Here is a 24,942-nt window from a genome sequence, read left to right on the forward strand (position 1 = left end):
GTTTATTTCACTCCTTCTAATGTGAAATAAAACGTAGTACCCTCGCCATAGGTGGAATCTACCCAAATTCTCCCCCCGTGTCTTTCTACTATTTTCTTAGCAATGGTTAACCCCGCTCCTGTACCTCCCCCATATTTACTGGGAGCGTGTAGTCGTTTGAAAATTCGGAAAATTGACTCAAAGTGTTTCTCTCGAATCCCAATCCCATTATCTCTCACATAAAATATCGTGGGGGATGGTGCTTCCTCTATGTAACCTATGGAAATCCATTTATTGGCTTTATCATTGTATTTGATGGCGTTAGTAATCAAATTGTTAAACAGTTCACCTACTCGGACGCGATCGCAATACACTGTCGGTAGGGGTCTGGAAATCTGAATATCTACTTTCATATCCTCAATCCGCGGACGCAATAACTCTAAACTACCATTTAGTACATCATTCAGATCCGTGGGAGCCATAGCCAGGTCTGCTCTCCCCAAGCGAGAAAAATGCAGCAGTGAATCGATTAAATCCTCCATCCGCTGAGTGAGACGGATCAACGTTTCTAACTTTTTCTTACCTTCTTCATTCAGCAGCCCGCCGTAATCTTCCATCAGGAAGTTAGAATAATTGTGAATACCCCGCAGTGGCTCCTTTAAATCATGGGACGCTATATAGGCAAAAGCATCTAATTCTCTATTACTCCGTTCCAGTTCCACATTTAGCTGTGCTAATTCATCCGCTTTGCGCAGCACTAAGCCAATAATTGCACTTCTCAACTCCAGCGCCGCATTTATTTCATCGGATTTCCAAGGGAGAGACTTTAATAGTACTGTTTCTTGCCATAACTCAAAGGATTTGCGCGGTGATAGGCGTATACTGCCATTTTCTTGCGCTTCTACCGGTTTATTGGGATTACCTCCCCAATCTACAGTTTGCACTACCTCCGGGCGAAACCATAAAACATAGTTTTTCTGAATTTGGGAAATGGAAACTACCATCAAACCGCTAGCCACATCCCGCAATTTTTCTGCTTCTGGGTAAACTTGAGATAGGGAATCAGTGTAGAAAATCTCCTCCTTTTGGTTTTCATAAATCCATTGTACTAACTCTTGCATCTCCTGTTTTTCCGGAGTCTTCCCCACCGTAAAATATTCGCCATCAAAGCATACTGCTGCTCCTTGAGCGTTGACAATATTTAACAGATTTGGGTCGTGGTTAATTAAACCATCAATGAAGTTCTGTTCCAATGACATATACTCCACTAAGTTGGAGTTGCAAGATTGCAAATACAGCTTATATTCAATATCCTCATGCTCTTCTTTACCTGCAATTTCTAAAGAGGCTATTTGTCCTAAAAATTCACAAGCATTCCGAATTTCATAGGGGATAAATTTCGGTGATTGGTGATGACAAGCAATTAATCCCCACAGTTTTCCATCTTTGATAATCGAAATTGACATCGAAGCAGTTACGCCCATATTCTGCATATACTCAATGTGTAAAGGCGAGACGCTCCTTAACACAGAATTACTTAAATCTAAAGGTTCCTCAGTTAAAGGATTATTCCTGGGCACAATTACCGCCGGTTCATAGTCTATATTTGGTATCAGTCTCAGCCAGTTTTGGCTATAGAGTTTTCTCGCTTGTGCGGGAATGTCGGAGGCTGGGTAATGTAATCCTAAATAAGATGTCAGATATTCTGGCTTTTCTTCAGCAATAACTACACCATTCCAATCCTGATCAAATCGATAAACCATCACTCTATGGAAACCAGTAATTTTCTTAGTTTCCTTAACAAGAATCCGACTAAATTCTCCTATATTTGATGCTGCTTTTAGCTTGGAAATTGCACTTTTTATCAAGTGGTAAAATTTGAAAAAAGCATCACCTCTTTCTGCTACCCTTGGTTCTAATTCTAAAACTAAACCCCCCTGATAACGGTGAATAATTCCATCAAAATTCACAGGATGATTATCCACTTTTATGCTCATTTCTATCGGATTAACAATTGGTAAATCATCTTCATTTAAAGAGTCTTTTATTAACCTAATTTGCTCGGCATCGAGTAATTGGCTGAGATTTTTATTGATTACTTCTTCTGGAGGTAAACTAAAGAATTTGAGGAGATTATCACTAACTTGGAGGATGGTTAAATCCGGTTCTTTGAGCGCAAAAATCACTCCATGAGGCTGAATAGAGCCAGGAATATGAATAGGCTCTTTGTTACAGTTGCTGACATCAATTGGGAAGGGGATAGTAATATCGTTATTACTCACGTTTAATTCCTGATAGCGTCTCTGTGGCCTGGGTTCCATAGATTATAAGTAGTTTTGAGACTAGCTCTACTATTGTGATTTAGCAGTTCTGTGTCAAACATTCTTCATGCTTGGATTTACATAGTCCTTTATCCCAGCATAACCATAGGACGGAGATAATTAATTGCATTTAAACTCATGACTGCTAACTGTCTGGAGTAGCAGTTGACAATTTATGTAAAATTGCTGTTTTTTCGCCTAAAACTGTATTTGCAGCTGGGTAAATAAAATTTAAATAATGTTAATTATAGTTACATCTTAATATAAAGTATCAATCTTTTCAACTAGTGTCTTTTCAGTCAATGATTCCTCCCACCCTGTTCTATGACTACGCCACGCAAGCTATCGGTTAGACGTGGGGAGTGTCAAGCTTTAGCTGATTTGCTCTGGTATACCGGCGGCTCGATATGAATTAAAATTCTAGTGGGGCTGAAATGTCTTTCTAGTCGCCTTTCTACTTCTTCACTAATTTTATGGGCTGTTTCTACATCTACTGCATCTATAATTAAATGTATTTCTATGAAGACTTGGCGACCTAAAATACCCCGGGAGGCGATGTCATGACAATTAATCACCCCAGGAACAGCAGTGGCGATCGCCTCGATGGTTTCCGGTGCGATCGCCATTTGATCTACCAACCAAGGTAAATTGCTTTTCAGCACTGACCAAGCACTCCCCAATACTAACAAAGCGACAGGAAAAGCTAACACCACATCCAACCATTGATAACCTCGCCAAACCCCTATCAAACCCCCAATTACAGAAATGGTCACCCAAACATCACTCATGGTGTGTGTAGCATCAGCAATCAAAATTGCACTACCTAAACGCTGACCTACACGACGTTCGTAAAAAGCAACAAAAATATTGATACCTAGCACCACAAGCAATAACCACAACTCTACTGGGGATATCTCTACAGGTTCACTACCTTGAGTAATTCGCTCCACTATACCTTGCAGAATTTCAAAGCAGGCGATAAGCAACAGAACCGCAATTCCTAAAGCTCCCACAGATTCAAATTTCTGGTGTCCGTAAGGGTGTTCTCTATCTGGTTCCGGCGCAGAATATCTATTGGCAACTAACCCTAAAATATTACTGGCTCCATCTGTCATACTATGTAAGGCATCAGCTAACAAGCTTAAAGAGCCTGTAGCATACCCCAAAAATCCCTTCAATCCTACCACCAACATATTCAGCAGTAAGGTGATAATTAACACCTTTTGTATTTCCGGGCGGTTGTCCTTAGTCATAAAACATATTTAAAATTTATTGCTATGACTTGTAATATAAAACTTCCAACCAAGAATCAATATGTAAAAATATTACACACTGTTGGCTATATCTCGCTATAATCGCTGTTATTCAACTGCTTTACTGAGATTTTTTTTAAATAAACTTTCATCTTATCCTAGTAAAAATACGTTTTCCTCCCCTAAAATATATGGCTTACCCCACGGAAGCCATATATTTTATTGTTAGTCTTGGTAATAGGACTCCTATTTGATTTGTGAACAATTTCTGTTCCCTGTTCCCTGTTCGGTGTGTTCCCTCCGATAGTGCAAGCGATCGCCATCGGGTACAAGTTTTGTCAATACCACCTATTCGGGTAAGATAGGTAATATTATATGGCTGACACCACTCTACGCTATCAATCTTGAGAAATAGCTCATGTCTTACACTCCTCTAACCCTGAATCTGATTTCCGGTTCTGTTTCCTTCAGCTTTTCAGCCGAAAAAGCACGGGAATTAAAAGCCGCCATAGATAAATTAATGTTAAGTCTCAAAGCTGTCGCCGCTAAAACCAATAATCCCAGCGTCGGTAAAGTTACCCCTCAGCCTCCCCTAGAATATCGCTACACTGGTGAAGTATTTTTAGAGATTTTTTGTAATCCCAATATTTGGCCGAGTCCCTTTGCTGCTAAAGTTCTCCTTACTGTACGCGACTTGAATATTCGCTTAACTACAGAAGCTGAACTGACACAAATTCTTGAAGATGTTCACCAGTATTTAGAACAGGTAGGATGAACTATCAAAAAATTACCGCAGCAGTTTCATATGTTAAACTACTACGGCAATTTAATGTATAGTAAAATACTAAATTTTCAATGAGTGGCGCATCTAAACCAAAAATTGCCTCCACCCCTTCTTAACTGGCAAAATTGTATATATTCAGGTTCTAATGCTGCTTGCGTTAGTGCAAAAACTAAGATTCTGCATGAGGAAATACATATCAAAACTAGAGATTATCCGTTCCAATTCGCCATGAAATCCCTTGCTCTCAATTACAAACATCCCAGTTGACAAGCTCACCGCCCTAAAAGTGCTGTGATTCCTTAATCTATAAACAGAGAATTCCAAATCTCAAGACTGATTAGTCATTGTCCCATTCTTCCCGGCCAATTAGGTCGCCAATGCGATCGCGTAATAAAAAGTCACATCTTTCTAACTCACACTCCACGCCTACCCACTCTCTAGCTGGTATATATTGACACAATGTATATATAGGCTGTTGCCGGCTAACAATTCCCTTTTGTACCAGTCGGCGTGCTTCGTCTTGGATTAAATCCAAAGAGTAGTAGGAGTAGTAATTGATAGAAGGCACCGTATTCACAGTCATGGTTTTTACTCACAAAGTTTACAGTAGGCATTGTTCCCATCAAACACTAGGAACAAACATGAACAGCATCAGACTTGTGGCTAGGATTTTGTAGTTTGCTATACGGAACTAATCTTATTTTGACGCTATACACCTTCAAATTATCTAAAGAAATGTTAAGAATGTCAATAAATTATAACTTTCAGACGAAAAGTACTAGGATTAATGCTTTCAGGGCAATTAAGGGCAATTAAATTAACTTGCTGGCAAGATCATGTCAATATTTCTTGGGGTTTTGCTTATATGAACTATAAGTATATTTTATGACATAGTATTATAGCATATAATTCCTGGTAATTGACAAATAATTAGCCGAAACCTCAATGATCATCAATAAATTGCAGTAATAATGGGAATTTTGCCAGAAAATATCCTCATAGTTAGATTAAAACAGACGTGATCACATCCCGTCTGTTAAGTGTTTAGCGAATTCACTAGGAATTAATTGTTCTCAAGTGACATTGTTAGCGAGTTACTTCTTCTCAAGATTAATCATCTTCATCGCTAGTATTATCCGCTACTTGCGTATTTTCTGGCGATCGCTGATACTCCAGTTGGTTTAAAAGCGACAGCACCTTAGTACCCCGCTCTATAGAATCGTCCTCAATAAAAATCACTTCTGGTGTGCGACGCAGCCTAACTCGTGAACCAAGTTCGCTGCGGACAAAACCAGTTGCAGACCTTAACCCCGCCATTGTTTCTGATTTAGCCGACTCTGTACCATAAATACTGACGTAGACCTTGGCGTGTTGGAGATCACCAGAAACATCTACATAAGTAACACTCACCATTCCTGTACCTACACGGTCATCTTTAATACCATGGAGTAGCATTTGGCTAACTTCCCGTTTAATCAATTCAGCAACGCGGGAAACGCGGCGATTAGTAGCCATAAAGTTGTGCCTCCTCACAGAGGTTGTACGACATAATTATATATAAATTGCACAGGACCGAGTTAGAAGCACTCAATACCCCACACAAGAACACCCTGATGCTTTGAGTCTAGACTGGATTCAAGCCTAGCATCGCCCGCAGTGTAAGACTCACAAACACTAGGCTACCCACAAAGAAACCCAAAAGAGCAATCAGGGTTACAGGGCGTTTTAACAACGGCATTAATGGCTCCACCGTGTTGAGAAACACCCCTAAGAGGATAGTAACAAAGTAGCGCGGGTAGCGAAAGACGTTATCCCAAAATCCGTCAAACATTTCAATATATACTGCCTTGTTATACAATTACACTTGCTTTCACATTCATCTTATTGTAATCTATGCAGCCAAAAAATTACTCAACTCAGATAAAATATGCTGCCTGCGCTATATTTCTTATGTTTGCTAGCTGAGTTGGAATCAATGGTAAGTCAAATATCTCCCAAAATTTTTCCGCGTCCATTTTTAAAGTGGGCTGGTGGTAAAGCTCGGTTAATCACACAATATAATCAATATTTTCCCCAGGAATATCAAACCTACTATGAGCCATTTTTAGGAGGTGGGGCGGTTTTTTTCTATCTCCATCCCCCCGCATCTATATTAAGTGATATTAATACAGAATTAATTACAACTTATCGCTGTGTCAAGGATAGTGTTGAAGAATTAATCTCTCTGTTACAAGCACATCATCAGCAGCATAGTCAAGACTATTACTATCATGTCAGAGCCTCACCGGGAGGGACTGACTTACAACAAGCTGCGCGTTTCATATATCTAAATAAAACTTGTTTCAATGGACTTTATCGAGTCAATTCTCAAGGTAAATTTAATGTCCCACTGGGAAAATATAAAAATCCTAATATTTGCCCGGAAGATATACTGCGAGGCGCATCAGCAGCCCTTAATACCGCGCAAATTAAACAAGCAGATTTTACAGATGTGTTAAATTATGCCACTAGTAGTAATGATTTTGTCTATTTTGACCCGCCATACTATCCTGTCAGTGCAACCAGTTATTTTACAGCTTATAGTCACTATTGCTTTGGTGAAACCCAACAAGTTCAACTCAGAGATATATTTGTAGAACTAGCCGGGCGGGGAGTAAAAGTTATGCTATCTAATTCAGATTGTGACTTTATTCGCCAACTTTATACCGGCTTCCAGATTTATAGAATATCAGCCAGTAGGTCAATTAATTCTAATCCTAAAAAGCGAGGACAGATAACTGAGGTATTGGTAACTTCCTATTAAAGGTTATTATTAGACCAGGTAATAAAGGTGCTCAAGTTATAAACTGCTAATAAGTTTTGATTAGAAACAACTTGTGTTTGTAACCATGAGATGGCTTGTGGTTTCGCGCCTCCACCATCGATTAATACTATCGCTTGTGTGGGATAGCAGTTTTGAATATTCAAGTTCAGATAGGGAAGTTTTTCATCTACTGAACCACTACTTTGCTGCCATTTACATTCAATAATTAGTCCAGAAGCTGGACTGCTACCAATAATATAAAAATCTACATTTATATCGCTGCCATAAATTCCTGGTCCGATATCAACCTGTCTGGCATATCTTTTGGGTATATTATTCGCACTCAAGAGACATTGTAGGCGCTGTTTTCTGGGTAAATCACAGCCAACTTGAAGATATCCATGTCCCTGCAAAGTACCTTCCACACAGTTTTCTAAAACATTACCAGATGTAACTGCCCTTCCGCCCTGACTCATGTTGATTTTGCTTGATTTGACAGATTTCCTGATTTTAGGATTTCCTACAAGCAACAGTAAATACTATAGCAGTAACCACAAGTGTTAGGACATTTCCCTGTTCCGGTGTTCCCTGTTCCCTGTTCCGGTGTTCCCTGTTCCCTGTTCCCTTAAAACCACAATTATGATGTCCTAACGTGTATGCGTAGTGCTATACGTTAATAAATTTTTAATTTTGCCACCTGAACAACAAATATAAAATAGTACCTTTGTACTAAAATAAATAGGCTTCGCAGCAGATGATCAAACTATCAAACCATTGGATAGTCAGCATTTGACTTTTGCCATAATTTCCCCATCTTTTTGAGTGAAGTAGTAGAGGTAATTTTTTATAGTTTTTGAGTTATTGATGGGGAATTAAGATCGGTTGATCTGCGATAAATTCACATTTAACTGGCTTGGATATGATTCTCGCCATTACGAATATCCCATGCCACTTCTAGCATTTGAGTCCAGCGCTTTTGCAGCTGCTTAGGTGTACATTTTATCGCTTTAGCGATCGCCTGATCACTGTGTCGAGTAGTTTTCAACTGCAAAATCTGTTGCTGCTCAGGAGATAACACACTCACAAAGATGTCCCATTGTCCAGAAGTTAAACCCAACTTTTGCTCTAGACCTGCACCCAACCATTGATGAACTAATTGCCATTGGTGGTTCTTGGCAAATTTTTCCACATGGTATTTAAAACGCTGTTGTAGATAGTCGCGCTGACGGCTAGTTAAACCCAGGATTTGGTCAATTTCTGGGGCACAGAGGTCTTGTAATTTCAGCTTCAGGTATTCCACACAGTCAGACTGACCTTGAGATTCCAGGTATTTTGCCAATTCCGCAATCACGCGATCGCGCTCCGACTCCTCCGACGGATCAAAATTAGTTTGAGCAACCATCTGGGATCTAATCTGTTGCACTGCCAGTGACGCTGGTAAGATTCCGCATCTTCACTCCTAGTAGATTCCACCGCCATTTCAATATCTACAGTAGTTTCTTGGGGCTGACGACGAGCAAAACCTTGAGCGCGAAGGATAATCAATTGCTGATTATTCCCACCAGGTAAATTAATTCGGCGTTTAGCATATTGCTCTGTAAAAGCCATGTATTCTGCCAATTGCAACTGAGTCCGGGGTTGATAATCTTCTGACAATTGGTTTTCCCTGCGGAAAGCTTTAATAGCTTCGATGTAAAACGCTTGTAAAAAATCTTCAATCAGAGTGTAACGAGCATTAAACCCCAACTCTGAACCAGCAGTCGCGACATGACGGTAAACCATAGCACCTAAAGTACTATGTAATTCCACCCTCCCCCGACGGGAACCTAGTTGGTAGTAATGCAGGCACTTTTGCAGGCGATGCCTAGCTAAATTAACTTGCCATGACTGGACTTCTCCAGATTCTTGGATACGGGAGCTTTTATGACATATTCGTTCAACTTCTGTAGCTATACGCTGTGATACTGCTTGTACACACTCAGATGCCGCTTTCACAGACAAAAGCATTTCTTGATACAAGAATTGTCTCAAGCTATTGTCATCGTCCTGGAGCAATTCTGCAGGCGAAACATTGCAGAAAACAGCAGATTTTGAAGTTGGTAGATTTACAAGGTTGGCTTTCATGACTTTTCGGTGAGTGTGGTATTGCACCATAACTACAACGCAGGTACAGCAAATAAGGCCAGCCTTGGCTGGAGAACTATTTAGCATTCTCAAAACCCACTGCAAGCACTGCTCAGATACAAGACTGTAGGCAATTGAAAAATTTACACGGAAAATAGTGTGTTACTTCTTATAGATGTTCTCGCCTCAGTGAAGTACACGCAAGAGTTAATCAACCACAGATGTCAGGCTAACTATGAGAACGGCAAATACTATATATCAACCAGCAGGTTAGATATGACACATAGATATTTACCACGCCTCAAATGTGGTTAAAAGACTTGCTATCTCTACATTTATTGCCATTGTGTTTTAACCACTGCCAGATAATGTAAGTATGTCACTCTCAAAACTTGAGTTTTTCTATGACATTTCTGGAGAAACTAAAAGATAAACCTGTGTAGTTTGTTTGTTATACCCAAGCTGCTGCTGCTTCCCAACCTAACCCCTGCCTTGTGATCATTGGTTCGTCTCCCGTTAAGTCCAAAATCGTAGACACTTCATAAGTTGATTCCTCCCCCGTGTCTATAATTAAATCTACTAAATTATCCAAACGGTCAAACAGTTCCATCCGCGATAGTCTAGGTTGTAAATCTAGGTCTACAGGTTCATCATCTGGCGGTAAATGTGCCGAAGTGGAAATAATCGGATTTTCCAATGCTGCTAGCAATGCCAAGCATACCGGATGGTCTGGTACACGAATCCCAGTAGTTTTTCGCTTAGGACTTTGTACTAGTCGGGGTACTAACTTGGTAGCAGGTAGTAAAAACGTGTAAGTACCAGGTATCAAGCGCTTCATAATCCGATAGGCTGTATCACTGACAAACGCATAAGTTGCCACATTTGATAATGAAGGACACAAAAATGTCAGTGGTTTATCATTGGCTAGCTGTTTAATTTGCCGCACTCGTTCTACTGCCGACTTGGCATTTAAATCACAACCAATAGCATAAACTGTGTCTGTAGGGTAGAGCATCACTGCGCCACTAGAGAGCGCTGACTTTATTTCCTCTATACGTCGAGTTTGTGGATTATCAGGATGGACAGCGAAAATTTTTGCCATAGCCAATTTTGAATTAGAGGTGGACAATTGTGCCAACGAGGAAAAATATCAAATTGAGCGTTACACATATTGTCACCGATATAGATGAGCGCCTGCCTCAAATAGGCCATAATTTACATCAGAATAATTGTGCAAAGTCTAAAAATAAAGTTGTTGAAGTTATCTATATGAGTAAAGTCGCTTATCTTCAATGTCCCACAGGAATTTCTGGTGATATGTGCCTAGGGGCTTTAGTTAGTTTGGGTGTTCCAGTAGAATATTTACGTGAAACACTCAATAAATTGGGGATTGACCAGGATTATCAGCTCACAGCCGAACTTGTGCAACGCCATGGTCAACAGGCCACCAAAGTTCATGTAGATTTACTACATAAGCATCACCATCACGGCCGCCACCTCCCAGAAATTGAAAAAATCATCTGCAAAGCTAACTTGCCATCACGGGTAGAAGCTTGGAGTTTGGCAGTATTTCGACAGCTAGCAGTAGCTGAGGGTGCAGTGCATGGGATCGCGCCAGAAAAGGTACATTTCCATGAAGTGGGCGCTGTAGATGCAATTGTCGATATTGTCGGTACCTGCTTGGGCTTGGATTGGTTAGGGATTTCCAGTAATCATCAAGGATTACCCCTACTATACTGTTCAGCCTTACCCACAGGAGGGGGAACAGTACGCGCCGCCCACGGTGAAATGGCTGTACCAGTACCAGCAGTATTGAAATTGTGGGAAATGCGGGGTTGTCCAGTTTTTAGTAATGGTATTGATCACGAACTCGTCACACCAACCGGCGCCGCCATCGTTACTACCCTAACTAGAGAGTTTGGTTCACCGCCACCAATGACCATTAAACAGGTAGGACTGGGAGCAGGAACGATTAATTTACCTATCCCTAATATATTACGTCTGTGGCTGGGGGATTCCGCCCATAATTTTGAACATACCAATGCCGATTTAGAAACCATCACCGTACTTGAAACCCAAATTGATGACTTAAATCCCCAAGCCCTCGGCTATGTCTTTGAAGCCTTGTTTACCGTTGGTGCAGTGGATGTGTTCACCCAACCCATAGGAATGAAAAAGTCACGCCCGGGAATTTTACTCACTGTCATTTGCCATCCTGAGAATTTACTCCCTTGTGAAGCAGTTTTATTTCGCGAAACCACTACTTTAGGAATTCGCCGCAGCACCCAACAGCGCGCCATTTTACAACGGGAAATTCAATCAGTGGAACTGGAATATGGCACTGTCCGGGTTAAAGTTGCATGGCACCGACCAAGACAAGATCAGCGTATTGCCAACGTCCAGCCAGAATATGAAGATTGTGCACAATTAGCTCGAAAGCATAATATCCCCTGGCGCGAAGTTCAACGATTAGCATTACAAGCTTGGTATTTGCAGCATCATCAATCTGGAGTTAATTACACCTAGTTTTACCTGGTATTAATCTATCTCAATTTCTCTGATTCTCCTTTTCACTGCCTCCGCTGCATCCTCCCCTTGGCGTTGAACACTCTTTGCGGTGTCCTCCGCGCCGCGTTGGATATTTGTCGTCAGGTCTTCGGCAGTGCGTTCAGTGCTTTTCTCAATATTTTCTACTCCGCGCTGAGTCCCCTTAATCACACCTTTACCTAATTCCTCTGCAGAACTACCAATGTCCTCCCCCAAACGCCTGACCCGCTCATCTAAAGGTGTACCCTCCTGATAATTGCGAATATATTGCTCCGAGCTATCAATACCCTTTTTTTGAACGTTTTCCCGCGCTTTTCTCGCCAATTCTGCGGCTCTAGCATTTGCTTCTCTTTCAGCCCCTTTGGCTCTAGGATCGACATCACTAAAGTTATTCATTCCACCTTCTGGGGTGTTAAGTTTATAAATTTTTGTCGGGTCGTATCTTTCTACATTAGGCGGTTGACCACTGGGTTGCGGTGGTTGTTGAGCTATCCCCGCACGATTACAAGCCTGTGTCGTTAACAGCAATGTTACTGCCACAAAGACTGTTAAAATCTTCACAGGACTAATATTTTTTAGCCAATTAATGAATTTCTTCATAACTTTACTCTTGTGATGCTTTTAAGTTTCTACTTACCGACTGCTGGATTTTTTGGTAACTCAGGTCTAGAATTGGCTTCTTTTACCTTTTCTTGTAAAAAACCAGAAGCTTCTTTCACTGAATCTTGTACTCTTTCCACCCGTTCTTGAATGCGAGTTCCTATATCCGGTTCTCGTTGAATCCAACCACCAGGCGCAGGTCTTTGGAAGTTTTTGTCAGTGATGATAGGCAATTCTTTTTCTTTTTCAACTCTACCTTGAGGTGTATCCGCACCGGGGTAAAGTATTTCTGAGTCTCTACTTATGGCTATCAAAAGTTGTAAATCTGATTGTGAACTAGCTCGATCAATTTCTTTTTTCTCTTCTGAATTAATCGCTTTAGTATCTGTACTCATCCTATATTTAGTATATTTATCTCCACCACCTTTATCAGGATTATTAGCACCACCAGCCTGAACTGCTGGGTTTTGTGGTTTTGATCCTTGAGGATTTGCTCCACTACAAGAAGTAGTAACTATCAACAATAGACCAGCTATAAAGATAATCACAAACTGGCGTAGTTTTAACTTTTCCCAGAAAGCTATCATATTGTCCATCAAATCCTCCTTTTACAGGAAAATAGGTTACCCATTTAATTGATTATTTGATAGCATCAGCAAATTCTGACATTTATCGGTTAACAGATATCAATTTCATCCCTGTTTATCTATGGTTCCTAAGCTTTCCATTTACTCACCGGATTACAAACATCTATGTTTCATAACCCCACTCAAGATTAGAAATAAAACTATCGGTTAACCTCTAGCGTAGGTAACATTATACTTGCTACCAAAATCAGACTATGATCTAACTGTAGAGAGATTAATACCAGCAATTGATTATATTCGGGTGATTTAAGATATCTTTATTTCTTGCAAATGACGAAGCAAATTTTACGCGGACTAATTTTCGGTGTAACCATATTTTTTTTAGCGAAAGCCCTCAAGGATCATTGGTATGAGGTGATAACAATCCAAGTTGATGCAGTCGCATGGGCAATTCTGTGCATAGCCACAGGGGTAACTTTACTAGCACATATTTGGGGTGGTTGGATATGGACTTGGATTCTCCACGACTTAAATCAACCAGTCCCACCTGTGGAATTTATTCAGGTCTACCTCAAAACCAATATTGCTAAATATTTACCTGGTAATATCTGGCATCATTATGGCAGAATTATGGCAGCGAAAAATGCTCAGATTCCTGTGAGTGCTGCTACTTTAAGCGTATTACTCGAACCCCTATTAATGGCGGCCGCAGCTTTAATTATGATTATTATCTTCGGTAATCAATTTGCCCCTCATCGTATTACCGGTTCTGTGCAAATATTACAATTTTTTAGTTTGGCTGTAGTCCTGGTTGGTGTTCATCCCCGATTTTTAAATCCGGTGATTTGCTTCTGTCAGAAAATCAAGGTGAAAAGGTCTGCTACTGAGCTTACTATTCCTTTGCAAGTTAAACGTTATCCCCTTAGGGCTTTGTTGGGGGAATTGGGTTTTTTAGTCTTGCGTGGTTCTGGGTTTGTTTTAACTGTTTTTGCCCTGACTCCATTGCATTTGAGCCAATTACCTTTATTATTAGGTGCTTTTTGCTTTTCTTGGTTATTAGGTTTTGTGCTTCCCGGTGTACCTTCCGGCTTGGGTGTGTTTGAACTGACAGCCATGGCTCTTTTGCAGCATCGGTTTCCTTCTGCTGTGATAATTAGTGCGATCGCTTTTTATCGTCTGGTTAGTATTATCGCCGAAACTGCTGGTGCAGCCCTAGCCTCCCTAAATAAACCCATACCCTAAGATTGTGCCAAAAATCAAACCTGCCCATGTTTAACTAGGCAGGTGTACTTCTACGTTAAATTTTTAGTGGGGGTGGAGGGACTTGAACCCACACGACCTTTTACGGTCAACGGATTTTCATTCTCTCGCAGTTTTCACTACTGCCGGGTTTTGACAACCAGCGGCTTTGAGAATTGGACTCTCCCTTTACCCTCGGCTTTACGTTAGGGTAGCTCCCGTCGAGTCTCTGCACCTTCCGATTAGTTATGAGTTTTAACACTCAGCACTTGTTTCGGCTTGGCTCAGGATTGCCATACCTGTGAACAGATTTAGGTTTCCCTGAGTTTGACAGCTTACACTTGAAAGATTTCTCTATCAAGGCTCAGTTTTCTAAGTCCGTAGCGTCTACCATTCCGCCACACCCCCGTATCTATATATGTTGGGTAGCCCTTTTGTTTAATGCAGCCAATCTACTTAGTTTACATTAGCATCAAGTAGGTCATTTGTACAAGCCAATTGATATTTTTTTTCCAGATTTGGTAGTTTATGGTTTTGCTTCCTAGTTTTCTGGGATTGAGTATCTACAATTGTGCTTAACTTCAACTGCTATATAAAACCTAGACAAAGCTAGACTTTACTTTCTACTTCAACGGGAGCATGGGAGCGGTTATCCCTTAGTAGACTTGCACGCCTTAGCCAGACGCGATATTTCTCAAGTTAAGATTTACAAGAAAGACTACCGCTATCATTGCTTGGTTTTCGCGTTGGCAATAGTCTTAATTCAATACTTGATATCGTCGGATTATATATCAAGTGGGCGATTTTCTTAACTCACTTATGTCAATGCTTGTCAACATAGGTATAGTTTTGTCTATAAAATAGTCAGCTTAGGACTAGCTCTTTTTTGTTGCCTTTATGATTGTAGCATCTATGTCAAGAATATACAAACAATTTCTTCTTGACAACTGCAATAGCTAGACTTTCCTCAGGGGAGGGGTTCAGCCTATGATGGGGAATAGATGCACTTAATGCTATTGTCCACCTCAAGAGAAGATATATGATTGTAGCCCTGCTGTATCTGGCTTTGGCTGGAGCTTACCTGTTAGTAATCCCTATTGCTGTGATGCTGTACCTCAAACAGCGCTGGTATGTAGCCGGATCCATTGAGCGAACTGTGATGTACTTTATGGTGTTTTTCTTTTTGCCAGGGTTATTAGTTTTATCGCCGTTTGTGAATCTGCGACCCCGTCCCCGGCTTGAAGTTTAACAGATTGTTAGGTCATAACTCTCATGCGACGCATTGATGCTATTGGTATTGGCTTGGGTGTTTTTATTGCTGGTGGTTTGGGATACGTAGGATTACAGTTAGTGGGTTTAGAAGCTGCACAAGCTGGGATCTGGAGCCAAGTCTTACTAGTGAGTGGCTTGCTCGGCTGGTTGGCTTCCTATATATTCCGGGCGGTGGGAAATAAAATGACCTACCATGAACAACGGGAACAGTATGAACAGGCCTTCCTCCAAAAACGCCTAGATGAACTTACTCCTGAAGAACTGGCAAAAATTCAGGCAGAAATCGCACAAGAAGAACAAAGTCAAGTGTAAAGTTATCATTGATCAGTTATTTATAAACTGACCACTGACTCATAATTATTCTGGACACATGACCGCGATTTCTGATTGCTTTAACACCTTGGGACGAAATCGAGAGTGCGCTCTGATTCCGTTTATTACTGCTGGAGACCCAGACTTAGCAACGACAGCCGCAGCTTTGCAAGTTCTGGATCGTCACGGAGCCGATATGATTGAACTCGGTATTCCTTACTCCGATCCTCTAGCAGATGGGCCGGTAATTCAAGCGGCTGCTACCCGCGCCTTGGAACGAGGGACAAAGTTAGAACAGGTTTTAGAAATGTTGCAAGCTACTACTCCCGGCTTGCGATCGCCTATTATCCTGTTTAGTTACTACAATCCCATTTTGCACCGGGGGATTGACAAGTTTCTTGGGCAAATTGCGGCCGCAGGGGTTTCAGGATTAGTAGTCCCCGATTTACCTTTAGAGTCAGCAGCAGAATTGCTGCAACCAGCAAGTGAAATGGGTATTGACTTAACTTTGTTGGTGGCTCCTACCAGTTCCCCCGCCAGAATCAAAGCCATTGCTCGCTCTTCCCAAGGATTTATTTATTTGGTCAGTGTCACTGGTGTTACCGGGATGCGAACTCAAATGGAGTCACGAGTATCAGAGTTACTCCAACAAATACGTGAGGTTACAGATAAACCCATCGGGGTGGGATTTGGCATTTCTGAAGCTGCACAAGCCCGTCAAGTCAGAGAATGGGGAGCAGATGCGGCAATTGTGGGTAGTGCATTTGTCAAACGTTTAGCAGAAGGTACACCAGAACAGGGACTAAATGCGATCGCCCAATTTTGTCAGCATCTCAAGGCTGCGATCAAAACAAGCGATAACATCACAAATACTCAAGCGCCAGAAGACAAAGTTGGTTAAAACTAATGGAACCATAACTTTGTGAAAGTGACTTTGTGGACAATTGAGCCAATATAGTTTTGAATATTAACAGCACAAATAAGCTGTAAAAAAACTAGCTAGTCCGGTCGCTTATAGTTGAGTATTATGTAAAGTTGAGTAGGCGAATTATGATCAGTGTGAGAGTGAGTCAGTCACGAGTAACAGAGGAGCAAAAGCGATGAGTGAGAGTATGGCATTTATCGGCGGTGTTGCCGTGGCCGGACTAGCGGCGCTTGTCTTGCTCAGGGGGGCAGATAGTCCCATACAAAGTAATTTCGCTGTTTCTGCTCCCCAGATACCGGCTACTATAGCGCCGCCCCTAATGCCCCAACCCCAGATGTATTCCCCCTATGGGGTGAATCCATATTATCCCCAACCCAATCAACCGCCCTCCCCGGCTAATCCAGAGCAGCGGGTGGAAATGGAACGGCTAAATATGCAGTTGGAACGCTTAAAAAGCGACAACGAACAGCTCAGAGCGCAAAACCAACAACTCCAGTTCCAATTCCAAAATTGGCAGAACGAGCAGGTACAGTTAGCTCAACAAAATAGCCAAAAACTTACATCAGAAGCATTAAAGCCTCAAACTCCAGCAGCCCTGTGGTCTTCACCCATCATTTGGGTAGTAGGAGGCGCAACTCTCACCATTGGCGGTGGTGTTGTAGTCGCTGGTGTACTGGCTTTATTTTCACCACGCCAGCGTCCCGGTCGTACAGTACAAGTTATACATCCTTACCAGGGTCCCACCCCACCCTTAGCCCCTGTACGTCGCGCGGAATTTTTGCCTTCTTCACGGATGGAGTCCAGAGGATTTGAAGCCCGAGAATATGACCAGATGCACTAAGAGCAATATAGCCAAATCAGAATATTGATTTTAGTTATTGACCAGGCTCCCACTCCCTTACCTTGGTAAAGGAGTGACTTTTTTGCTTTGCTGATGATCTAATTTCGGTGATGTCTCTTTTGTCAGATTTTCGTCTGCCTGTTCAAATAACGATTGTATTTTGTCGCGCCAGTATTGGGTATCTGGCAACTTTTCGGGATTATTTTTATAATCTAAAACTTTGTCCCATTCACCGTCTTCTATAGCTCTATTGATATCATTAAATAGCGCCTCGGCCTTAGCCCAGTCTTTTTGCCACTGATGAATCATAGTTACTGTCTGTTTCATAGCTTGCGTGGCGTAGTCATGGGCAGAAGAAGGCGATAGCTTACCTGGCGTAGCCATACCAGGAATAGACCGACCCAAAGCGGGGGAGCCTTGTAAATCTCCTGATTCAGACTCATGAGGATCATTGGTAGACGGTGACTGATTGAATGTCTGTGCTGGTTGGGGCTGAGGAACTGGTGAAGATCCAATCAAATTACTATCATCTACTGTGTTAATAGCAATACCTTGATCTGCCAGACAAGAAACCCACTCCTGATGATTGGTAATGACATCTACATGAGCCCAACCCAAATGACCAGAATTCAATTTAACTTGTACCCAACCTAGTTTTGTCTGCTTGCCTGTAACCTCAAACTCCTTATGGGTGCTGGTTTTTTGCAAAATATCAGAATTAATGGAGCTAGGTTGAGAACGAATATTGGAATTACCAGCAACCACAGCCGAGCAGTTGTTTCTGATAGTATTATCCGCTAATTTCCGCACATTAGGATATACATTTGTGACTAAAGCCGCCGCCCCACCTGCTAAAAATAAACCAATCAAGAACGGCCAAGGGTCTATTTTGTCAGATTTTTGACTACTTGGTTTGACAGTAACAAAATTCGCCGGCGCTACTGCAATAGTTTTTTCTGGGGATACTGGGGATAAAGATTGAGTGGGTTGATGGTGATGATGGTGAGAAGATTCTGGAGGTGTGGCGGGTGTAAATACTGGATGAATTTTATGACAAGCTTGCAATGCTTCTGTTGCGCTTTGGTAACGGTCTTTGAAGTGATAATGTACCATTTTCGTCAGCACTGCCGCCAACCGGTAGTTGACGGTTGCTAAATGCTGCCATAGCAATTCCCCTGTATTGGGGTTTTCTTCTAATTCCAGGGCTGGTAGTCCTGTAAGGGCTTGAATCGCAATAATCCCTAGTGAATAAATATCACTATTAGGGCGGGGTTTACCTTGCCCTTGTTCCGTAGGCATATAGCCAGGAGTCCCCACGGCAACTGTAGCAGTACTTTTTCCCCCAACACTGGCCATTGGTAATCTTAGCTGCTTGACTGCCCCAAAATCTACTAAAACTAATTTCTGGTCACAGGCGCGGCGGATAATGTTGTCTGGTTTAATATCACGGTGAATTACGCCTTTTTGGTGAACAAATTGGAGGATTTCCAGGACTCCTAGCAACAGTTCCATGACTCGGCTTTCACTCCAAGGCTGACCGGGTATGAGTTCCGCCCCTAGGGTCTGTCCGGCAATAAATTCTTGTACTAGGTAAAATTCTTGGTTTTCATGAAAGTAAGCCAGTAGCCGGGGTATTTGGTCATGATAACCTAGATTTTCCAAGGTTTCCGCTTCGCTGTTAAATAAACGCTGGGCTGTCTCAAAAGCTCTGGGGTCGGAGGTTAAGGGCGTGAGGTGCTTAACAACACAGATAGGGTTGCCCGGTCGCTTGGTATCTTGGGCTATATAGGTTTGACCAAATCCCCCTTGAGCGAGGACTTGAATGACTTGGTAACGATGGTCTAACAGCTTACCGATCATATTTTACCCTCAGAGTTATTACTTAATGAGATTCGTTAATTTTTGATTTCATGAAAAATTATAGGGATCAAATCCGCTATTTTGGGATGAAGATTTAAACTAAAAAATTTAGTTTTTTAATAAACTTAGACTGTTTGTTTAGCATTTACTGTTCCCGTTTACTAGCAATGCCTCCTAAAATTACTAACCCAGTCACATGGCAGCAGGCTGAACTCCTGATGCAACCTGCTTTTATTCGTGTTGTGGATAATATTCGCAAGGGTCTTGACGCGTCTACTTGGAAAGGGACTTACCAGGATGTCCTGATTTGGCCCGCCAACACTACTGATGAAATTAAGGCTTTGGTAACTCAGTTGTTGCAAGAAATGGAAAATGCCACCGTAGAAAAGACAGAAGAAATTCGCGCTACTCTTACTGATCTACCAATGCCTCATCCAGGATATCATTTACTTTTGCAGCGTCAACAGCATCAGGTGAGTATAGATTTATGGGAAATTTGTTATCAAGTGTGTTTTATAAATTACACTGCTGCCAATGCAGGGGCAAATATTGATCCTAGTTTAATTGATGATGCGGGGGAGGTGGATTGGCAGCGCTTGGAAGATAAGACTAGGGATTTAGTTTCCCAGGTATTTGCTAATTTACCAGGTGATGACAGTCGGTAGGTGGGTAATTTTGGTGTTGATGGGCAATTGGTGAGAGGAAGTTTTTTTCACTTTCATGTAAATTAACCATAAAATTTCCAAATTACTTTTTCCCTTGAGATTGCTACATTAGTTACAGGTGGCAAACCTGATGCCATCATAGAACTTAATAATTTTGTCCATTTCTACCTCATCCATATTTTTACAAAGCTTATGAATCCTGCCCTCACAAAAATTGGCGCTCAAATGTCTAACCTAACTGGCGTTAGAGCAATTATGAAAGATATTATCGAAACTTTGAAAGCCGGGGCGGGGCAAGAATTTATTAATTTGAGCGCTGGTAACCCTTTGATTTTGCCGGAGGTAGAACAGTTATGGCGAGACTGCACGGCTGAATTATTAGCTAGTTCCGAATATGGGGAAGTGGTGTGTCGTTACGGTTCGAGTCAAGGCTATGCACCGTTAATTGAAGCGATCGCCCATGACTTTAACAACCGATATGGTTTAAACTTAAGCGATCGCAATATTTTAATTACACCCGGTAGTCAAAGCCTCTACTTCTACGCTGCTAATGCCTTCGGCGGTTACACAAGTAACGGTGATATTAAGCAAATTGTTCTGCCCCTCAGTCCCGACTATACAGGCTATGGCGGTGTGTGTTTAGAGCCGGAAGCCTTAATCGCATATAAACCCACTTTAGACATTGATGTAGAGGCTCACAGGTTTAAATATCGTCCAGATTTCAGCCAACTGTCAATTACAGAAAGTACCGGTTGCGTGATCTTCTCTCGTCCCTGTAACCCCACGGGTAATGTTCTGACTCAGGATGAAGTGAAAAAAATTGCAGCTTTAGCAGCACCTCACGATATACCCGTGTTAATTGACTCAGCTTATGCCCCTCCTTTCCCGGCTTTGAACTTCACAGAAATGACACCCGTATTCGGTGGGAATATTCTACATTGCATGAGTTTATCCAAGGCGGGATTACCGGGGGAACGTATCGGTATCGCCATTGGCGATGAAAGCATGATTCAAGCCTTAGAGTGCTTTCAGACAAATTTGTGTATTCATCCCTCACGGTATGGACAAGCTATAGCCGCTAGTGCTATTAACTCTGGTGCTTTAGCCCAAATAGCTGAAGCAGTGATTCGTCCCTTCTACCAGAAGAAGTTTTCTGTGCTAGAAAATACTCTAGATGCCGCAATGCCCCAAGATTTACCTTGGTTCCTCCATCGCGGTGAAGGTGCTATATTTGCTTGGTTGTGGCTCCAGGATCTACCCATTACTGACTGGGAATTTTACCAGGAACTCAAGCAAGTGGGTGTAATTGTTGTTCCAGGTAGTAGCTTTTTCCCTGGTTTGCGGGAACAATGGCAGCACAAGCACCAATGTTTACGTATTAGTCTAACAGGTAGTGATGAGGAAATCGCCATAGCTATGCAACGTTTGGCACAAGTGGCTGCACAAGTGTATCAGCCTGCTGTAGTAAATGCCTAAATTATGAAAACCAAGAGCCCAGGCGCAAAAACCGCCAACAATCAAATTACCTCAGTCCCGAATCTTGATGAATGGTTGGAAATTGGTAAAATCGTCGCACCTCAAGGCTTGTCTGGGGAGTTGCGGGTTTATCCACAATCGGATTTTCCAGAACGGTTTGAGGTTCCGGGAATACGTTGGTTATGGCATCCAGGCGACGAGGAGCCACAACCAGTGGAGTTGTTGTCGGGACGTTATGTAGAAGGTAAAAATTTGTGTGTGATTTCTTTGGCGGGTGTGGAAAATCGTAACCAAGCAGAGGCTCTGCGTGATTATATGTTACTAGTACCCGCAAGCGATCGCCCCCAATTAGGTGAAGATGAATATCATGTCACCGATTTATTGGGGATGTTGGTTTTTATGCAAGAATCAGGGGAACTTGTGGGGGAGGTGGTAGATGTAATTTCTGCCGGTAACGATTTATTACAAGTGGAGATGCATCAGCAAAATGAACCTGTAACCTCAGAAAAATCACTTAAGACTCTTTTGATCCCATTTGTGAAAGAGATTGCCCCGGTGGTAGATTTATCATCCCGTCGGATTGAAATTACTCCCCCTCCTGGTTTGTTGGAACTAGCCATTAGTCGTTAGTCAGCTGCTGGGCTACCTCAATTTTGTGGGAAAGTATCAAGGTTGTTGTCGCTACTGCTAGTATGCCTGTGATCCCTAGGCATAGCAGAGCGGTTTTTTGTCTGAGTTTGATTGACCTGGTCAAAGTGTCGATATGATGATCAGCACAAATAACTGGAATTTCTTGCAGTGCTTTTAAAGCCAGAGATGCACTAGCATAGCGATATCTACCCTGAAATTTCACCAGTTTCATTAACCACGATTGAAAACGCGGATGTAATTGGGGAAGTATTTCCCGGCAATTAAACCCATACTGCTTGTCTATCAATTGACAAATCTCAAGAGAACTAGTACCACTGAGTAAGCAAATCAATGTTATCCCTAAACTGTACAGGTCTGTAGCTTGGGTGAGGGGATGACCAAGTTGCTCCTCTGGAGGCATGAAACCAGGCGTTCCAGAAGCAATGCTAGTGAGAGGCATTTTCACCTCCTGTAACCAAGCTAAGTCAAAATCCACTAGGTAAGCGTTGAGATCCTCATCAACTAAGATGTTTTCTGGTTTGATATCCCGATGAATAATTGGGTTGGGTCTTGTCTGCAAATAAACTAAAATCTCTAAAACCGATAGGGCTATTTGTTTGACTTCTTCCGGCTGAAAGCTGCGTCTTAACCCCAAAGATGGAGCATTTTTATACTCCTGTACCAGATAAAAATGATCGGAGGTGGCACAAGAGTCTATATAGCGCGGGATACGAGGATGATCAAGTTGTTGCAGAATTTCTATTTCCCGTTCGTAAGTTTTTAAACCTGACCAGTCAGCATTCGTATGGGCAAAACTGAACTGTTTAATTACCACCTGTTGATGAGACTTACAGACCTGAGCCTGGTAAGTAATGCGCCCCTCTATCTGGTTCCGTCCTAGTTCTCTGATCACTTCATAGCCTAGCTGAGAAAAATCAGGACTATGAGTGAGGGGAATTGCTTCTGCATTGTGTACATCAAGCTCCATTACACACACCATCTACGTCTGATTTGCTCAAGGGGCGACAGCTACTGCTTGCGTAAGCCATAGAAAAAATAAGAGGATGTTTGGAAAGTATTAAACAGGTAATTTTTATCTTAGGGAACAGGGAACACCGGAACAGGGAACAGGGAACACCGGAAGGATTGGGGAACACACCGAACACCGGAAGGATTGGGGAATGGGGAACCGAAACAATCAAATCCAATCCCCTCCCCTTACAAGGCTATCCATTACCCGGATCTTTCTTAACATTCGTGAGAGCGATCGCTCACAAACCCCCAAACCTTAATCCTCCGTTGATGATTCTCAATAAAATAAGGGTTTTATCAAGAAGAATAAGGTACATTTTGTCAAGAGTAGGGAAATTTTCAATCGTTGAAACCGTTGCCACATAAATGTTTCAAGATTGTTAAGAAAAATGTGGGTAATGAATAGCCTTACAAGGGGAGGGTTAGGGTGGGGTAAAACAATATTTGATACACTAATCATGACTTATCAAACATCCTCTAAGAGGTGTTGACGCAGTTTTGTCACCTTACCCACACTAGAAGATAGTTTGTGCATCTATTCACCGGCTAGACGCCTTTTGGGCGTCTGTATAGCTCAACTATTAATTTTGCGCCAACCAAGCGACAATGTGGGCGTTAACAATGTCTGGAACTTCATCGTGGGGACAATGACCGGCGTTAGGAATGGGCATAATTTTGATCTCTTTGCCATTCTCACGCGCTTGTTCATAAATCTTCGCCCCGGTAATTGGTGTCCAAGGATCATCAGCACCCCAAATTACTAATAAAGGACGTTGGATGTTGGGCAATAGTTCCTCTGGACTAGGACCAGGTGGGGCTGTGAGGATGGAGGCGAAAACTTCTTGCGCCCCTGGGTCACAAGATGGAGTATAAAGAATATCTACTAATTCATCTGTTACAGCTTCCCTGTGGCGGTAAACTTGGTATAGGGTGCGACGAATTTGGGATTTTTGACGAATGCGGTTATAAACAAATTTACCTGTGATCGGCGATCGCACGAATTTATTAAAAGCTGCCATTACTATGCGCAAAGGTGGATTCAACTCATGGGGACGATGACTCAAACCACCAGCAGAGTTAATTAAAACACCACCCGCCGTAATTTCTGGATGTTCTGCCAGCACTATCAAGCTTAAAAGCGCACCAATAGAGTTACCGATAAATACAGCAGGTTCTTGGATATGTGCTTCCCAAAAATCTTTCAGTAGTTCTACCCAGACTTCTACACTGTAGTTGATTATCGCCTTATCAGAACCACCAAAACCCAAAAGATCTAGAGCAAAAACCCGATAGCCTGCGTCAGCTAAAACCGGGATATTTTTCCGCCAGTGTCCAATGGAAGCACCAAAGCCGTGAACCAGTACCAAAGGGCGGCCCGTACCCATGAGGGTGTATTGAATTTTGTGACCTCGCCAAGTCCAAACAAGTTTTTCTAAGGTGACTGATGGCGATGGGGTGGCGTTAGCCATAGATGGCTGCTGTGTAGTTCCGGTCATTGTCATTATTAAAATTAATCAAGTATTGTTATATATAATTATTGTCCCTGAAAGCATGGCTACGCCACCTAAACCACTGAGAATATGTTAGAATCAGGTAGCCTAGACAGGTAATTGTGCCAAGTAAGGCCTGGTGAGTGGTTTATGGCTAACGCCACGCTATCGGCTACGATAAATGGCAGTCTTTGGGGTTACC

Annotated in this window: 23 protein-coding genes and 1 pseudogene; 11 read left to right on the forward strand and 13 right to left on the reverse strand. The window is 42.1% G+C overall.

Translation table 11 applies throughout. From position 1 onward, the window contains the following. Window positions 1-2: 2 nt before the first annotated feature. Entirely contained in the window at window positions 3-2,300 is a 2,298-nt protein-coding gene (locus AC6IZ0_RS07165) for an ATP-binding protein (RefSeq protein ID WP_497725594.1), read from the reverse strand. Window positions 2,301-2,665: 365 nt separating this feature from the next. Continuing rightward, entirely contained in the window at window positions 2,666-3,553 is an 888-nt protein-coding gene (cdf31, locus tag AC6IZ0_RS07170) for a CDF family zinc efflux transporter Cdf31 (protein WP_497725595.1), read from the reverse strand. Between the two features lie 418 nt (window positions 3,554-3,971). On the opposite strand from cdf31, the gene AC6IZ0_RS07175 reads away from it, so the two are divergent. Continuing rightward, window positions 3,972-4,328: a hypothetical protein gene (locus AC6IZ0_RS07175; protein ID WP_271734250.1), complete on the forward strand. Its 357-nt coding sequence runs from the start codon at window positions 3,972-3,974 to the stop codon at window positions 4,326-4,328. Window positions 4,329-4,674: 346 nt separating this feature from the next. Here AC6IZ0_RS07175 and AC6IZ0_RS07180 read toward each other — a convergent pair whose 3' ends face one another. From AC6IZ0_RS07180 to AC6IZ0_RS07190, 3 genes are all read right to left on the reverse strand, one after another. Further along, a complete protein-coding gene (locus tag AC6IZ0_RS07180; RefSeq protein ID WP_271734252.1) occupies window positions 4,675-4,920 on the reverse strand; it encodes a DUF4327 family protein in 246 nt (81 codons plus the stop codon). 527 nt (window positions 4,921-5,447) lie between these two features. Then, window positions 5,448-5,852 (reverse strand): 30S ribosome-binding factor RbfA, encoded by a 405-nt coding sequence (rbfA, locus tag AC6IZ0_RS07185; RefSeq protein WP_271734253.1) that lies wholly within the window; start codon window positions 5,850-5,852, stop codon window positions 5,448-5,450. 109 nt (window positions 5,853-5,961) lie between these two features. Continuing rightward, entirely contained in the window at window positions 5,962-6,168 is a 207-nt protein-coding gene (locus tag AC6IZ0_RS07190; protein WP_271734254.1) for a DUF751 family protein, read from the reverse strand. 144 nt (window positions 6,169-6,312) lie between these two features. Here AC6IZ0_RS07190 and AC6IZ0_RS07195 point away from each other — a divergent pair, with 144 nt between their 5' ends. Further along, entirely contained in the window at window positions 6,313-7,140 is an 828-nt protein-coding gene (locus tag AC6IZ0_RS07195; RefSeq protein ID WP_497725597.1) for a DNA adenine methylase, read from the forward strand. Here AC6IZ0_RS07195 and AC6IZ0_RS07200 read toward each other — a convergent pair. The 3 genes and pseudogenes from AC6IZ0_RS07200 to AC6IZ0_RS07210 form a co-directional block, all read right to left on the reverse strand. Then, window positions 7,137-7,616 carry a PD-(D/E)XK nuclease superfamily protein gene (locus AC6IZ0_RS07200; protein WP_497725599.1) on the reverse strand — a complete coding sequence of 160 codons (480 nt, stop codon included), beginning with the start codon at window positions 7,614-7,616 and terminating at the stop codon, window positions 7,137-7,139. The two genes, AC6IZ0_RS07195 and AC6IZ0_RS07200, sit on opposite strands and share 4 nt — an antisense overlap. Before the next feature lie 428 nt (window positions 7,617-8,044). After that, a pseudogene (locus tag AC6IZ0_RS07205) lies at window positions 8,045-9,264 on the reverse strand (HetZ-related protein). 451 nt (window positions 9,265-9,715) lie between these two features. Then, a complete protein-coding gene (locus AC6IZ0_RS07210) occupies window positions 9,716-10,366 on the reverse strand; it encodes an L-threonylcarbamoyladenylate synthase (RefSeq protein WP_271734258.1) in 651 nt (216 codons plus the stop codon). 167 nt (window positions 10,367-10,533) lie between these two features. Here AC6IZ0_RS07210 and larC point away from each other — a divergent pair, with 167 nt between their 5' ends. After that, on the forward strand, window positions 10,534-11,790 hold the full coding sequence (larC, locus tag AC6IZ0_RS07215; RefSeq protein ID WP_271734259.1) for a nickel pincer cofactor biosynthesis protein LarC: 1,257 nt from the start codon (window positions 10,534-10,536) through the stop codon (window positions 11,788-11,790). A gap of 12 nt (window positions 11,791-11,802) precedes the next feature. On the opposite strand, the gene AC6IZ0_RS07220 is transcribed toward larC, so the two are convergent. Next, complete coding sequence (locus AC6IZ0_RS07220) at window positions 11,803-12,411, reverse strand: hypothetical protein (protein ID WP_271734260.1); 609 nt, start codon at window positions 12,409-12,411, stop codon at window positions 11,803-11,805. Between the two features lie 29 nt (window positions 12,412-12,440). Further along, entirely contained in the window at window positions 12,441-13,007 is a 567-nt protein-coding gene (locus AC6IZ0_RS07225; RefSeq protein ID WP_497725601.1) for a DUF6658 family protein, read from the reverse strand. 321 nt (window positions 13,008-13,328) lie between these two features. Here AC6IZ0_RS07225 and AC6IZ0_RS07230 point away from each other — a divergent pair, with 321 nt between their 5' ends. The 5 genes from AC6IZ0_RS07230 to AC6IZ0_RS07250 all read left to right on the forward strand — a co-directional run bounded on the left by AC6IZ0_RS07230 (window position 13,329) and on the right by AC6IZ0_RS07250 (window position 17,587). Further along, on the forward strand, window positions 13,329-14,240 hold the full coding sequence (locus tag AC6IZ0_RS07230) for a lysylphosphatidylglycerol synthase domain-containing protein (RefSeq protein ID WP_497725602.1): 912 nt from the start codon (window positions 13,329-13,331) through the stop codon (window positions 14,238-14,240). Window positions 14,241-15,252: 1,012 nt separating this feature from the next. Next, window positions 15,253-15,486, forward strand: a complete 234-nt coding sequence (gene ndhL, locus AC6IZ0_RS07235; protein ID WP_271734074.1) for an NAD(P)H-quinone oxidoreductase subunit L — start codon at window positions 15,253-15,255, stop codon at window positions 15,484-15,486. 23 nt (window positions 15,487-15,509) lie between these two features. Continuing rightward, window positions 15,510-15,821, forward strand: coding sequence for a DUF3007 family protein (locus tag AC6IZ0_RS07240; protein WP_271763921.1), 312 nt, complete (start codon window positions 15,510-15,512; stop codon window positions 15,819-15,821). A gap of 58 nt (window positions 15,822-15,879) precedes the next feature. Next, window positions 15,880-16,722, forward strand: coding sequence for a tryptophan synthase subunit alpha (trpA, locus tag AC6IZ0_RS07245; RefSeq protein ID WP_271734072.1), 843 nt, complete (start codon window positions 15,880-15,882; stop codon window positions 16,720-16,722). Window positions 16,723-16,921: 199 nt separating this feature from the next. Continuing rightward, window positions 16,922-17,587: a heterocyst differentiation related protein gene (locus AC6IZ0_RS07250; protein WP_497725604.1), complete on the forward strand. Its 666-nt coding sequence runs from the start codon at window positions 16,922-16,924 to the stop codon at window positions 17,585-17,587. A 57-nt stretch (window positions 17,588-17,644) separates the two neighbouring features. On the opposite strand, the gene AC6IZ0_RS07255 is transcribed toward AC6IZ0_RS07250, so the two are convergent. Continuing rightward, window positions 17,645-19,447 carry a protein kinase domain-containing protein gene (locus AC6IZ0_RS07255; protein WP_497725605.1) on the reverse strand — a complete coding sequence of 601 codons (1,803 nt, stop codon included), beginning with the start codon at window positions 19,445-19,447 and terminating at the stop codon, window positions 17,645-17,647. A gap of 167 nt (window positions 19,448-19,614) precedes the next feature. Between AC6IZ0_RS07255 and AC6IZ0_RS07260 the strand changes: the two genes are divergently transcribed. From AC6IZ0_RS07260 to rimM, 3 genes are all read left to right on the forward strand, one after another. After that, a complete protein-coding gene (locus tag AC6IZ0_RS07260) occupies window positions 19,615-20,112 on the forward strand; it encodes a hypothetical protein (RefSeq protein ID WP_497725607.1) in 498 nt (165 codons plus the stop codon). Window positions 20,113-20,304: 192 nt separating this feature from the next. Then, window positions 20,305-21,588: a valine--pyruvate transaminase gene (locus AC6IZ0_RS07265; protein ID WP_497725608.1), complete on the forward strand. Its 1,284-nt coding sequence runs from the start codon at window positions 20,305-20,307 to the stop codon at window positions 21,586-21,588. A gap of 3 nt (window positions 21,589-21,591) precedes the next feature. Continuing rightward, entirely contained in the window at window positions 21,592-22,218 is a 627-nt protein-coding gene (gene rimM, locus AC6IZ0_RS07270) for a ribosome maturation factor RimM (protein WP_497725609.1), read from the forward strand. On the opposite strand, the gene AC6IZ0_RS07275 is transcribed toward rimM, so the two are convergent. After that, on the reverse strand, window positions 22,208-23,206 hold the full coding sequence (locus AC6IZ0_RS07275; RefSeq protein WP_497725611.1) for a serine/threonine protein kinase: 999 nt from the start codon (window positions 23,204-23,206) through the stop codon (window positions 22,208-22,210). The two genes, rimM and AC6IZ0_RS07275, sit on opposite strands and share 11 nt — an antisense overlap. 625 nt (window positions 23,207-23,831) lie before the next feature. Next, window positions 23,832-24,746 (reverse strand): alpha/beta fold hydrolase, encoded by a 915-nt coding sequence (locus tag AC6IZ0_RS07280; RefSeq protein ID WP_271733130.1) that lies wholly within the window; start codon window positions 24,744-24,746, stop codon window positions 23,832-23,834. Window positions 24,747-24,942: the final 196 nt, after the last annotated feature.

The organism is Anabaenopsis sp. NIES-4685, from assembly GCF_059725405.1.

Bases quoted from the DNA above. Each gene is read 5' to 3' on its own strand.
- AC6IZ0_RS07240 (WP_271763921.1), top strand. From the start codon at position 15,510: ATGCGACGCATTGATGCTATTGGTATTGGCTTGGGTGTTTTTATTGCT.
- AC6IZ0_RS07260 (WP_497725607.1), top strand. From the start codon at position 19,615: ATGCCTCCTAAAATTACTAACCCAGTCACATGGCAGCAGGCTGAACTC.
- AC6IZ0_RS07225 (WP_497725601.1), bottom strand. From the start codon at position 13,007: ATGGACAATATGATAGCTTTCTGGGAAAAGTTAAAACTACGCCAGTTT.
- AC6IZ0_RS07200 (WP_497725599.1), bottom strand. From the start codon at position 7,616: ATGAGTCAGGGCGGAAGGGCAGTTACATCTGGTAATGTTTTAGAAAAC.
- AC6IZ0_RS07230 (WP_497725602.1), top strand. From the start codon at position 13,329: ATGACGAAGCAAATTTTACGCGGACTAATTTTCGGTGTAACCATATTT.
- AC6IZ0_RS07210 (WP_271734258.1), bottom strand. From the start codon at position 10,366: ATGGCAAAAATTTTCGCTGTCCATCCTGATAATCCACAAACTCGACGT.
- rimM (WP_497725609.1), top strand. From the start codon at position 21,592: ATGAAAACCAAGAGCCCAGGCGCAAAAACCGCCAACAATCAAATTACC.
- AC6IZ0_RS07195 (WP_497725597.1), top strand. From the start codon at position 6,313: ATGGTAAGTCAAATATCTCCCAAAATTTTTCCGCGTCCATTTTTAAAG.
- AC6IZ0_RS07275 (WP_497725611.1), bottom strand. From the start codon at position 23,206: ATGGAGCTTGATGTACACAATGCAGAAGCAATTCCCCTCACTCATAGT.
- larC (WP_271734259.1), top strand. From the start codon at position 10,534: ATGAGTAAAGTCGCTTATCTTCAATGTCCCACAGGAATTTCTGGTGAT.
- trpA (WP_271734072.1), top strand. From the start codon at position 15,880: ATGACCGCGATTTCTGATTGCTTTAACACCTTGGGACGAAATCGAGAG.
- rbfA (WP_271734253.1), bottom strand. From the start codon at position 5,852: ATGGCTACTAATCGCCGCGTTTCCCGCGTTGCTGAATTGATTAAACGG.
- AC6IZ0_RS07255 (WP_497725605.1), bottom strand. From the start codon at position 19,447: ATGATCGGTAAGCTGTTAGACCATCGTTACCAAGTCATTCAAGTCCTC.
- AC6IZ0_RS07165 (WP_497725594.1), bottom strand. From the start codon at position 2,300: ATGGAACCCAGGCCACAGAGACGCTATCAGGAATTAAACGTGAGTAAT.
- AC6IZ0_RS07265 (WP_497725608.1), top strand. From the start codon at position 20,305: ATGAATCCTGCCCTCACAAAAATTGGCGCTCAAATGTCTAACCTAACT.
- AC6IZ0_RS07280 (WP_271733130.1), bottom strand. From the start codon at position 24,746: ATGACCGGAACTACACAGCAGCCATCTATGGCTAACGCCACCCCATCG.
- AC6IZ0_RS07175 (WP_271734250.1), top strand. From the start codon at position 3,972: ATGTCTTACACTCCTCTAACCCTGAATCTGATTTCCGGTTCTGTTTCC.
- AC6IZ0_RS07190 (WP_271734254.1), bottom strand. From the start codon at position 6,168: ATGTTTGACGGATTTTGGGATAACGTCTTTCGCTACCCGCGCTACTTT.
- cdf31 (WP_497725595.1), bottom strand. From the start codon at position 3,553: ATGACTAAGGACAACCGCCCGGAAATACAAAAGGTGTTAATTATCACC.
- AC6IZ0_RS07220 (WP_271734260.1), bottom strand. From the start codon at position 12,411: ATGAAGAAATTCATTAATTGGCTAAAAAATATTAGTCCTGTGAAGATT.
- AC6IZ0_RS07250 (WP_497725604.1), top strand. From the start codon at position 16,922: ATGAGTGAGAGTATGGCATTTATCGGCGGTGTTGCCGTGGCCGGACTA.
- AC6IZ0_RS07180 (WP_271734252.1), bottom strand. From the start codon at position 4,920: ATGACTGTGAATACGGTGCCTTCTATCAATTACTACTCCTACTACTCT.